We start from the raw sequence: 12,967 nt of genomic DNA, 5'->3' as shown, positions 1-12,967 counted from the left end.
TCTTGGAACATTCCAAGAGGCTGCTGCTCTAAATCAATTCGTTTGCCGTGACTTGTAAATCCAGACTTTATTGTTCTAATGCTCTTAAGATGACGGCAACTGCTTCTGCCCGCGTAGCCTGAGCTTGAGGCTGGAAGGTGCCATCTGGATAACCACTCAATAAGCCAGATTGCAGGGCAGCAGCTACCGATTGCTCTGCCCAAGCAGAAATACTCGCTTGATCCACAAACGATAGATTTCCTTGTGCTGGAGTCAGTTGTGCCGCTCTTACTAGCATCGTAACCATTTGCTCTCTATTGATCGAGTCATTTACACCAAAGGTGTGTTCATCGTAGCCGCTGACGATCCCATGAGCCGCTGCCGTAGCAATAACCTCTTCGGCCCAATGGTCGGTTGTGTCTTTGAACACCTTCCCACTGCGTTGTTCTAATTGGAATGCTTTTACGAGAATAGCAGTAAACTCGGCTCTGGTTATCGATTGATCGGGCCGGAAAGTGCCATCTGAATAACCGCTAATGGCTCCATTATTGACGAGCTGATGAATATTCTCTTCAGCCCAGTGTCCAACTAGGTCACTAAAGCGAATCTGCTCTTCTGAACCTAACTCTTCCTCTGCCTTCGAGGAGATAATGGCAAAGGTGCCGGCATGATCAATCCCTCCACTGACGATACCCTTCTCCCAGTCGATGGTTACTTCATCCAGCTCGATCCATTGTTCGCTTTCTTCATCCAAGATAAATATACTTACCTCTTGCTCTTCCTCTACTGAAGAGGGATCGAAGTGTAGACTTACCGTTATCTCCTGCTCCAAATCCTTTGTACTGGCTATCGATACTTCAATTACTTCTCCCAGGAACTGACTACCCTCATTTAGTGGCAGATTGTTTGTCTGATTGATTTCCTCTATGGTGACTTGAGTGGATTGACTAACTGCTCCTTCTGGTATGATGATCTGTCCCGTACTAAAATCGACGGTCGTACCGCTTGGGTGAACCATATAGGTATTCGATGGGATATAGATAACTCCCGTGCTTCCGCTAGAACTGCTATTACTTCGCGTCGTGAATGTAATTTCATAAGCTTCGGCCAGCCATTTCCCTCTGCTGTCTTCTACGGCTCCAGTTGGAATATGAACGGTATAAGTGGTGCTATACGCCAGATCAACAGTCGGTTGAAGCGTAAGCGTATTGCCGCTAAGCGAAGCCGAGTAATCTATTTCCTGTGCATCGCCATTCTTCAGAGTCATCTCATTCCAAGTCATTCCTTGTTGGATCGCTTTATCAAAAATGACCTGGATATCAGATTCTACGGCTACATGAGTATCCTGATGAGTTGGCAGAGTGGCGCTTACTTCCGGCGGCCAGTAATTTAAAGTATGGATTGCATGACCCCTATCACTCACGATGTATAAGTGTCCCGCTCTATCTGCCGCCATGCGTGTAGGGGTGAATATACCGAGCGGTGGTCCGACCCACTTCTCTATGATCGAACCATCGATCTCAAAGCTGAGAATACGTCTTTCTTCACGCTCAGATAGGAACACCCTATTCTGATGATCGATAACTATCCCGTCTATAAGTTGAAACTCAGGGGAACTATCTCCACTTGCCCAGAGCTCAACAAAATCTCCAGCAGAGGTGAATTTTTGAATACGTGAATAACCGGAAGTCCGATCGACAACATAAAGATGATCTTCTGCATCAATAGCTAGATTCGTTAACCGGTCAAATTGTCCTGCTCCTGTCCCCGCTTCTCCAAAGCTTAAGAGATAATTACCCTCTGCATCAAACTTATCAATTCTGTTATTCCCCCTATCCAAGGAATATAGATCCCCCTCAGAGTCTAACACTAAACCATACATGTCTTTAAATTGACCAGGAGCCGCACCTTCCTCCCCCCAGGATGTAACATAGTTGAATTGATGATCAAACTTCTGAATTCTATTTTCAGAATAATCTTGGACGTATATATATCCATCTCCGTCTATTGCCATGTCAGAAATATAGTCTGCTTCTCCAGGAGCAGAGCCACTTATTAGCTCCCACGAATCCACCCATTCTCCAGTGCCAGTAAACTTCTGCACACGATGATTTCCATAGTCATAGACATATAACATTCCTTGCTGATCTAGGGCTATAGATTCAGGATAGATAAACTGTCCTATTCCTTCTCCGGAAGCAGAGATAGTGCGCAGATGCTCTCCATCGGCAGTAAACTGCATGATAGCGCTACTAGTACCTTGCATTGTCACATAGAGATGGTCATTGGCATCGATAAAGATGTGGTGTGGAAGAGTAAATCCTTCACTGTAAGCGTCAGTAGCCACATTAAACTCTAATATAAACGCACCGTCAGCATCGAATTTTTGAATGCGATGATTGTTCTTGTCAGCAATATATATATAATCTTGAGAATCTATCGCTATGCCAATTGGATCGTCGAATTCTCCCTCTCCCGCTCCCTCGACACCCAACCCCCACTCTGTGACAAACTGCGGATCGGGCAAGGGCTCAAATTTTTGGATGCGTTGATTATCTGAATCAACAACATAGATATATCCTTCCGAATTAACGGCAATTCCTTTCGGACTTCTAAATTCCCCTTCTCCCGAGCCGAATTCGCCAAGTGGATCAACAAGCGCTCCTTCTATTTCTAACGGCTCTAATTCCAAGTCGTACAAGTACACTTGCTGATTAAGACCATTACTCATGGAGGTATATAGATAATCATTGGCATCTACTGTGATACCATGCACACGCTCAGGGGTATTCACGGAGTGCACTTCATTGCCATCCCTGTCCATTTTCACAATCCTTTTACTCCCTGGACCTTGATCAACCACATAGACGTTGCCATAAGCATCAGCTGTCACCGTACCTATACGATCAAAGCCACTCCACTCCTGAACAAGGTTCCAGTCCGCATCAAACTTTTTTAAGAGAGAATGATCTGTAAAAATGTAAGACTCTGTGACATAGAAACTTCCATAGACATCTTGTGTGACGCTTAGTGGTTTATACATATCCCAATGATTGTCAGGAGTTAATCGATTTATCTCACTACCCTGTGCTGAACTGGGAAAGACCAGGATGGCGAAAACCATACTATAAATGAGCAAAATAGCGCCCATTCTTTTCTGTCTGCTAAGTACCGACAACATAATAAAACCTCCATATGATCTAGGTATGAATCTTGACATCCTCAAGTCATTTCATTGCATCATCGTTGAAGCAAGGCCAGACACCACGGAAGTTTTCCGTAGTGTCTGGCTCGAGAAGAGCCTGGTACTTCCTGTTTCTTACTGGTCATCTTGGCTTGCATTAACCTAAATATTACTTTGTAATTCGCGCCACAGGATCATGCTCCCACCACGCCTCTAGCAATCTTGACAGCATCATTACAGCTTCCGCTCGAGTCAAGGACTCACGCGGCGCCATCATCGCCGAGCTTCTTCCCTTTATCCATTCCTTTTGCACAAGCCATCCCATGTCTTCCCTTGCCCAGTCAGCGAGCTGATGACGATCTTCAAACCGCTCCAGCGCTTGGTCCACATCACGACTTTGGATGTCGGCAACAATTCCTAATTGCTTCAATGCGCGTGTCATGATCACAGCCATTTCCTGTCTGGCTATCATGCGGAATGGAGCAAATGTATGCTCAGTCGTCCCATTAATAAGCTTGCTTTGGGCCGCCGCCGCAATCTCTGAAGCAAACCAGTGATAGTCTTCCACATCTTGGAACGCCTTGGAATTCGTCCCATTTGTGTTCATCCGCAGTATCCTGACCAAAAGCGCTGTAAATTCGGCTCGGGTAATGAAAGCATCCGGATCAAAGCGTTCTTCGCTTCGTCCTTTAATAATGCCCTGCCCGGCCAACACTTCTACTTGACGCTGTGCCCAGTGTCCGACCATATCCGTGAAGGAAACAGCACCTTGTATCAAGCTGAAATCACCTAACTGATCTAAAATAATGATCAGCTTGCCCGTCGACTCATCATAACGACCCATCATGTACTGCCAGGAATCAGACCCCTCATCATAAAAGTAAAGGCCAGTCTTATCAGGATCATGCAAGACGATATCATAGGCGGAAAGATCGATTTCCATTACCATCGGGGATGGCAGTTGTTTGATGGTTTGCCAATTCGCGTCGTCCTGCCCTTTCTCCATCAGTTGTACCCGTAGGTTGAAATTCAACATCGTGAAGGAATCTGGTGCATCTTGCTGTAATGGATCCCTATGTTCCACAACCATCTTCAGCGTATCTGCTTCAATATGATCGGCAACGCCTTCCGGACGAATGATGATATTACCATTGTCGAATGCAAGCTCTTGATCCTCGCTCGTGAACAATAGTCCTTCATCGGTCGTTTCCTCTTCTGGAATAAACGGAGGATAGATCGGTGTCGATCCGCCGCCGCTTGAGTCACCTTCACCCGGGTCGCCATCACCCGGATCGCCTTCGCCTGAGTCACCTTCGCCCGGGTTAGACGGCTCCTCCGGTTTCTCTTCCACGACAATCACTGCATCATGCGGCGTCAGCAATGAAACTTCGGCATACGATTCGACCAGATCGCGGATGAACAGGCGGTATTCGTCTCCTAGCACGAGCGGTTCAGCCGGAACAAACCTTAGCGTCTGAGCAACATCTTCAGCCGTTTCCTTGTAAGGGTTGGATACCGCGTCGAGGGCGATCCATTCTCCTTCAACCTGCTGCGGATCATCGCCCGTCGTCCACAGTTGTGCCGTGTGCTCACCAATGGTGCGCATACGAATGTGGCGATTGAAGCTGACTTCTACAGCTTCCCCGTCCAGAGCAGCATCGACGTGCGCTATTTCTGGCGGCGCATACGATTTCATCGGCACGTTCACTTCGAAGTGCGGCGGCGGCACTTCGATCGGTCCATACGTATGCTGACTGTAAGTCGTCTCGTATCCGTCCTTCTCATAGATGACCTGCCACCAGCCTTGCGGCACGTCCCAGCCGTACCAACCGTCAGCGTTGGATGAAAGCGGGTTTTCCTCGCCCCACCACTCGCCGTCCCATACTTCATAGGGATCGGTTCCGTTTTCGCTGTAGAGCAATGTAGCGGTCACATCTGCGACACGGTTTTCTTCGACGATTTCATAGATGAACCCGCTCGGATCGATTTTCCAGGACGGAGCAGCTACTGGCTTTCCAGTCGGCCCTCCAGTTGGTTGCTCATCATTGTCATCTTCGTCCTTCTCTTCCTCGCAATCATCATTTAGATTGATTCTTTTATAAGCTTCTTTTGCCTGGTCCTGCTGAATGCCGCTTACGGCGGCCATGCCGAAGTCCGATATCGTTCCGACCACAGCAAATGCGGCTGCGCCCGGTGCGCCAACGCCCGTCATGCCAAGGCCGACACCACCCACGGCAAAGGCAGTTGACATCGTATAACCCGCTGCCAGCGCGAGCATGGCTTCATCTACAGCCTTTTGCAGTTCTGGGGGGGCTCCGCCATGACAGCGATCTTTGGCTTTTTCGAGCAGTTCGTTGAGATCATCTACAGCGTCTTCAAGCTGTGTTCCGCCCATGAAAGTACCAAGCATATCTCCAACTGGACCGAGACCATCCAGCATAAAGTCTGTAGCGACTTTGACGCGAGTCGGCTTAACCTCTACGGACGCAATGCGCACCGTCTTCATCCAGTCCGGTTCTTGATGCTGATCCACAGCTAAAGCTTGTGCTTGCTGCTGTTCTGCGGATGCTTGCTCGCCGGGATTGCCGGCAGTGAAGGTCAACTCCGGTCCGGCCGTGCGTAATCCTGCAGGGTCTTCTGCGATGATGCGGAACGTATATGACTGTCCTGCAATCAAGTCGTCCAGCTCTAGCTGGAACGTATCGCCTAACACTTCATAGGTACGGACTGCATTGCCTGAATCGTCTAGCTGCTCCAGCTCATATCGCTGTACCCATAGATCATCATAGGCTGGATGCCAGCTCAAAGTCGTGCGGGAATCCTCGGTGCTCTCTACGATCAGAGCGGCGTCATTTTCCCAATAAGGTGCTGTTACATTTTGCTCAAGGAAGGCGTCAAACGGCACCTCTCCTACTATACGCACTCCCAATTTACTCTTGCTTGGCTGGAACAAGGATGCCTTCATCCAAATCCAAGGCTCGGGAATTTCATAGTCCTCGCTGCCATAGTAGGCAGTGTTGATCTGAAACGGTTGTTCAGGCACTGAGTCTGCCGCTTCCGTCGTCTTGAGCTCAATATCAAGCTTGCCTGTGATACCGCCCCGCATTTGAATAAAGTCAGAGGACATATTGAACGTTGGTCCTGATCGATTGTCATCACTGTCAGGTGTCTCATGATCCTCTGCGTAATCTGGCCAATCCCACTCCGCCGGATTGATTGGTTCTTCGATATATGCCTGCGCATCTTCTCCCGTCAACATCGTTCTGGTATCTGAAGGAATGACAGTGTGATCATGATCGAAATCCACATATATCATCCCAGCAATCCATGGTACATCCCGACGCGTTTCGATGATCGCATGCCAGACCTGTTCCTGTTCGTCGTACATCGCCTCAGCGGTACCGCCAGCAGGTCCTTCCACATGAACTCGCACATTCGTTACGCTTTGCGGCTCTTCGAAATGCAGCTTGAATTCGAATGGGAGTCCGGCAAGCATCGTACGAGGGAACCGCACAACACCGCTTCCAGTTTGAAAAGAGGTCCAGTCCCCTGATGCGACTCTAAGATTATTAGGCATGGAGGAATCCCAATATTCGTCATCGGTCAATTGCCGAAACGAGACCTTCGTCAGTCGCGGCATATCGGGATCTAACAGCACCTCTGCTGGCGTAGCTCTCCACTCCTGATCATCCGCTATTGCAACGGCTTCGACAAGCAACCATCTCGCTTCGTCATCGCCGGAGATCTCAACTTCTGCATGCCAGTATCCGTTCGGAGCTGCAACCGTTTGTTCAATGAGATGTCCATCTACTAGAACACGCACAATGCTTCCCGCCGGCGCCTTTCCTTGTGCGATGAGCGAGCGCTCATGAATCGTATCCGGCAATATCATCGATATTCCGCCGACATGTAAATTCACACTGCCGATCAGTTCCTTGCGGATGTCCCCGCTTGCTCCGTAGGAGATGACAGCTTGAACGGTATGCTTCCCTGTATGCGCCGATTGTTTTACATTGGCGAAGAAATGAATTCTCCCTTGATCGTCCGGTTCCAACGAGCCGAGCGGGATGATGATCGAGTTGTCTGCACGTGTTGTCACAGCAGCAGCTCCATTCAGTGAGATGCTCGAGTCTTCTACTGTCAGGTCATCAGGCAGACGGATATGCAGCTTGGCGTCTTCAACCACTTCGTCGCCATGATGCTGGTACGTGATGCGGAAGCGAGTTCCTCCGCCATGTGTGACCTCAGGGTCATTAACCATAATCGTGTTGCCCGGTTGCTGGCCGAAGCTTCCAAGCTCCTGCAGCATCAATGTCCCTAGATCGACAATCTCGCCTTCCGGAATCAAAACGGTTTGTTGCTCCAGCACATAGGGCGTACCCGTTCGAGCTCCTGTAGCCTGAAGCGTATATTCACCTGGTTCCAGTGGGTAGAGACTAAAAATATAGTCTGTTGTCGGCATGGCTATTTTCTCTGCAACAAGCTGCCCCTGATGATCATATAAACGAACATAAGCAACTGTCCGGATGCCGTCTGGTTTCACGAAGACTGCGCGCAAACCGCCCATGTCTTCAGAAAAATCATATTCGAAATCAACGCCTACGCTCGGATTGGATGGATCCAATTCAATCTCTTTGCACAATTCAGGCAACCCCATAACATCCCCATCTATGCATGCCGTGACTGTGCTGTTATATTGTGATGAAGAAAACTGCTGCTCCATCGGATAGGCACTTTCCCGCTTTGCTCCGATCAAAGGATTGCCTTCATGATTAATAGTAAACCTCAGTCGGCTTGCTTCGCTTCGCCCAACTTGTTCTAATACTTGCTCCCCTCCGCCTTCACCAGGGTATCGGATGGAGTCGATGAAAAAGAAATGACGGTACGTTTGAACAAGAGCAAGATTGACATCTTGCAAAGGCTGCCCCGCAACTACCGTACGCTGAATTGGCTCACTCTGGTCGACCCGAACGGCATTGTGACGGAGGATAGCTGATACTGTCACTTCACCTGGTATGACCTGCAAGGCATATTCACCGGCAGCATCCGTAACACCGGTGGAATGATAGCCGTAGCCCGTTGCTGTGACTTCAATCCCGGAAGCGGGGTTGCCGTCTTCATCCGTAACCTTGCCGGTCAGCGGAACGGTGTCCGGCTCAGGGATGACAAGCTGGATCGTCTGCTCACCCGGTACGAGATCCATCGTTTGTCCGAATGCCAGGAATTGCTGCCCCAGCTTCGGATTCGCTTCGATGTGAATGCGTTCGGCGTTTTCATGCCGCACGGAATCGTAGGAATGAAACACGCGTACCGCTTCGTCCAGCGATGAGACGGCCCGTTTAAGAATTTGCCCGGTATCGGCATCCTTTACGGTAATCGGCATATCATGCAGCGGCGCGAGACCTTGCTCTGCAACGACTTCCACATAGATGACGGCAGGCCCGTGATCCTCAAGCTGGATGGGCGCATCGAGCGGATGTCCGCGTCCGCCTCGAACGGTGATCGAATCTACCGTGGCCAGTGTTCTGTCCTGCGACAGTCGTACGTGGTAGTCGTCTGCAGGGAGCAGATTGCTGAAAGTAAATGTGCCCGCAGCATCAATCTGGAGCGTCTCTCCAAACTGAGCTTCGTCGCTCCACACGCGTAAACGAGCGGGACCATCTGCAAGCAGAGAGTCTGCTCCTGCCGCAACCTCCACGGCAAGCTCGCCCAATATGCCGATGGATACGTCCCCAAACGAACGGTCAAGCTGCTGCGCACCGTCCGTGAGCACGGCATCGATGCTGCGGATGGCTGCAGCGTGATCCGGAATTGTGAAGGCTCCTCGGTATATGCCGGAGCCGGCTTCCTCTTCGATCAAGGGTATCTCGGATTGTCGGGATACGGGTTGCGCATCGACGTATTGATCTTGGCTGTCCAGCCATCCGTCATACGTTACGACAGCATTCACCGTCCGATTCGTCTCGCCGCTTACGACGAAATGAAGCTCGCTTCCGGGAGCTGCATATCCTGTCACGACAGGCCGTTCGGCAAAGTTCCAGAAAGCTTCATCCACATATAAATTCGGTGTTTGAATTTGACGCGTCACAGTATGCTCCTGCGGATCTTGGCCGGCAAACAGCAGGAGAATGCGGTATTCATACAACGTATTTGCAAGCATACCGTTGTCTTCAAACGATGTTGTCTCCAGTCCGCTAAGCTCCTGCACGGTGTGCCACGCATCATCTCCCGCGATGCGACGCTCGATCCGGTAGCCTTGCGCCGATGCTGTGTCTGACGGGCTTTCCCAGACCAACGCGGCTTTGCCGCCGGCTTCGGCGATGACGGTCAGACCGGCTTCTCCGTCAATCTCCTCGGCGGTGGACACCGTCAATTCCAACTGAGATGTTGTGAGACCAAGTCCGGCCGCTTCTACGGCGAATGTGTAAGTTGTGCCGGGCGACAGCCCCTCAGCCCTATACATCTCAGCTGATTGCTCAGCGAGCAGGTTGCCGTCTCGATAAATGCGGTATGCATCTACAGTTCCTTCGGCTGCATCCCAAGATAAATTCACATACGTCTGACCGATTTCTATTGCGGCAAGTGCCGCCTCAGCTCCCCAATCCGGCGGGGCCATTGTCGCTCCAAGCTCGACGCGGTGCATAACACGGTAACCGTCCTCACGGCCGATGTAGATCATTACCGTTCCGTCGTGATTGATACGAGGATATTGATCAATCTCGTTCAATGTACCATCTTGATTCAGATTAACGAGCCACACTTTCCCGGTTTGCAAATCTCGCAAATAAAGCGCCCAGTCATTGCTTGATCCAGCCACATCTTGTGGAGTAATTTGTTGACCGAGTAAGGAATGGAAGGACACGTATCGGCCGTCTCCACTCAGGTGATGAAACTGACTAATTAATCCTTCAGATAAAGGACTGCCGTTCGCTTTATAAACCGCAGATTCCAGTGAATCGTGATCACGATCCCAGACGACAAGGCCATTCTCGCTTAGACCTAGCTGCTCTTGTCCGACAGTTGAGGCTCGAGAATAAAAGATCACCTTGTTACCGTCAGCACTGATGAAAGGCTCCGAATTTCCATCTCCAAGGAATGTCCCATCCGGCTGTTGGCTGACCATGCGGATGCCTTGACCTCGTTCCCAAACATAAATATGAGAAGCTCGATCATAAGACTCCGTCCCGCCGTTTGTTCCGCCTTCCACGAGATTGTTGGCTTGCGAAGAGAAGACGACGAAGCGTCCGTCCTCGCTAACCGCCGGATTATAGCTACTTGCATCCGGCACCTGGCCGTCATGCGCTTGCGTAATCCATATCATCTCATCGTTCATGCGGTCGTACACATAAATACTATAAATACCCTTATCAGTAGGATCTGGATAATGCTCTACGAGGTTTGTAGCTCTTGAGCGGAAGACAATTGTACTTCCGTCTCCGCTGATTACCGGAGAGTCGCTATTGAAATTACCTCTTTTGTCCTCGACAGAGCGGCTGATCAGTTCAGTTGTACCGGTATTCCTATGATGTAAGTAAATTTGGTTGGCATTGGTCCATTCGTGATCATCCAGATTGGTGGCATAGGAATGAAATGCAACGAGATTCCCGTCATCACTGATGCTCGGCGCCTCGCTTTCCGCATCGGCTTCCACTCCTCCGATGCCGAGATTGACTCGCTCTACAACGCCATCTTCCGTCATGACGAAGATGTCCCGCTCCTCGTTGTTGTCTTGTACAGCCAGATCGTCCGCCTTGCTGGAAAAGGCAATCGTGCGCCCGTCCGGTGTCATATCCAGTTTATCACGGTTGTAAAGCTTCACCGTTTGCCCTGTCGACGTGGTGATAATCTCGCTTTGCACCCCTGCGCCCGGCGCTAACGTCATCACATCGTGACTTAGCGACTCCATGCTGGCATCCAGCGGGTTGTCGACTTCCAGCGTGTACGTATAAGTCGTTTCCGGCGTCACACCGATATCTTCGTAATACAGCGTATCTTGCTGCCCATCGGCAATTTCCTCACCATCGCGCAGCAGTCTCCAATTTGTAGCACCTTCTTGCCATAGCGGGAGCTTCCAAGTCAACAACACGCCGGTATCGTAGGCGGTATAATCGAACTCAGGAAGACCAGTTGTCTCCACACCGAATAAGCCGGCTTGATAAACAGCCGATTGAACCGTCACTGCTGCTTGTCGCCCTTTCTCTCCCTGTACCTGCTGAATCGGGAGAGGCATGAATGAAAGCATCATGCTGAAAATAATGGCCATTATAAACGGCTTCGTCCAACGCTTATGTAACATTCCTTCATCTCCTTCATTTCAGTAACGTACGCTCTGTTTTGTTCCATACAAACAGAGCGGCAAGCTCAGATATAAAGCTTGCCGCTCTCACAGCCAGTTTACTTCACCAACACCGGATCGCCAATTACACTTAAATTTCCGTCCACGATGACCCGGACCGTCTCTACCTTGCTGATATCCACTTCAATATCATAGTAGTCCGCATACTCCACGTTCGGGACACTGTAAATCACTTCATTTCGTTCATTGTACACCACGATACGTGGTTCTGGTGTTCTTTTAATGCCCGAAGAGTTCTCCAAATTAGCATCCACCCAGATCGTCGCTTTAAAAGTCTCAAATTCAAAATCATTATCGATATAAAGCTGTAAAGTTGAATGAAATTCTTTATAACCGGCGAATCCATAGGCAAAGGTTTTATCCGGACCTCGATTAAGGATGTGCGGTGTTCCGCTCGCCGTGTGATACTTATCGGCAGGTTTCGCGTACTCCGTGTTCACTTGAACAACCCGTTCATCCCCTTGTTCAGCACTACCTTCTGAATCACCCAAATAAATTGTTTGCGTGCGACCATCCCACTCCACTTCCAAATCATTCGCTTCCGCTACAGAACGAAGAGGCAAGTATGTTCTGCCTTGATAAGTGATAGGCAACAGTTCTGTTCCGGTATCCGGATCCGTTGCAATAAATCGCTCGCCATGCAGGATAATATTTAACCCTGAATTTAAGTTTGCTTTAATTTCACGTAGAGTGCCCGATCCAAATGCGTGTCCTGCTATACTCAACATAAGCATGACTGCCAGGCTTGTAACTAACCAACTTTTCTTAAAATAAGTTTTCACTCTTTACATCCTCCTCATTGATAATACCAAAATAATTTCAAGCAGTATCATATTACCTCATTAAAGTAAAATCCAAGTAAAGTATAGCGATGTAATCAGATAAACAAGTCTAAATACCTATATGACTTACAACTCGGATCTTCGAGGAATAACACAACTTTATCCATTTCCCTTCTTCATCTGATTCATAGCGATCTCCCCAATAACAGGCAACTTGAACCATTTCCCCTGGTACGCTTTGACCATTAAGACGATCCATAGAATAAACCCGATTGGTGCAATCAATAGTCCGATTAACCAGCCAATAATCGGAATAGCGGTCAAGATGAAATTAAAGATGAGAAGAACAACAAACGTGAGCGTAGACTGTAAAGCATGGAACCGAATGAATCGGTTATCCTTTTCAAGGATCAGAAAAATAACTCCAGTAATCGCGCCGAATACATAACTTAGCAGCCCGGCGATATTTTCTTCCAATCCGGTTGAGGTTTTCATTTTCTGTGAACCGACAGACTCCTGTTCTGCTGTTTCTTCTTTGAACACCGTCTGACCCTTTTCGCTCATTTTATTTTCACTCAATTTTAAATCCCTCCTATTTTGGGTATGGCACCCTAATTTGTACTATAGAAGAGCTAGGTAAAATGTAAGTAAAATACCATAGTCATA

General features: G+C 49.1%; 4 protein-coding genes. All 4 read right to left on the bottom strand.

Going from position 1 to position 12,967, the window contains the following annotated elements; translation table 11 throughout:
• Positions 1–67: 67 nt before the first annotated feature.
• A complete protein-coding gene (locus ACFQ2I_RS17435; RefSeq protein ID WP_377566412.1) occupies positions 68–3,160 on the bottom strand; it encodes an S-layer homology domain-containing protein in 3,093 nt (1,030 codons plus the stop codon).
• A gap of 172 nt (positions 3,161–3,332) precedes the next feature.
• Positions 3,333–11,459 (bottom strand): S-layer homology domain-containing protein, encoded by an 8,127-nt coding sequence (locus ACFQ2I_RS17430; protein ID WP_377566410.1) that lies wholly within the window; start codon positions 11,457–11,459, stop codon positions 3,333–3,335.
• A 98-nt stretch (positions 11,460–11,557) separates the two neighbouring features.
• Complete coding sequence (locus ACFQ2I_RS17425; RefSeq protein WP_377566408.1) at positions 11,558–12,301, bottom strand: stalk domain-containing protein; 744 nt, start codon at positions 12,299–12,301, stop codon at positions 11,558–11,560.
• Between the two features lie 159 nt (positions 12,302–12,460).
• The gene (locus tag ACFQ2I_RS17420) at positions 12,461–12,880 is read right to left on the bottom strand and encodes a DUF4870 domain-containing protein (RefSeq protein ID WP_377566407.1); all 420 of its coding nucleotides are present in this window, start codon (positions 12,878–12,880) and stop codon (positions 12,461–12,463) included.
• Positions 12,881–12,967: the final 87 nt, after the last annotated feature.

It is taken from the genome of Paenibacillus chungangensis, from assembly GCF_042675905.1.
Taxonomy (GTDB): domain Bacteria; phylum Bacillota; class Bacilli; order Paenibacillales; family Paenibacillaceae; genus Pristimantibacillus; species Pristimantibacillus chungangensis.
The sequence above is the reverse complement of the archived record's forward strand: the minus strand, read 5'-3'. Positions and strand labels throughout refer to the sequence as shown.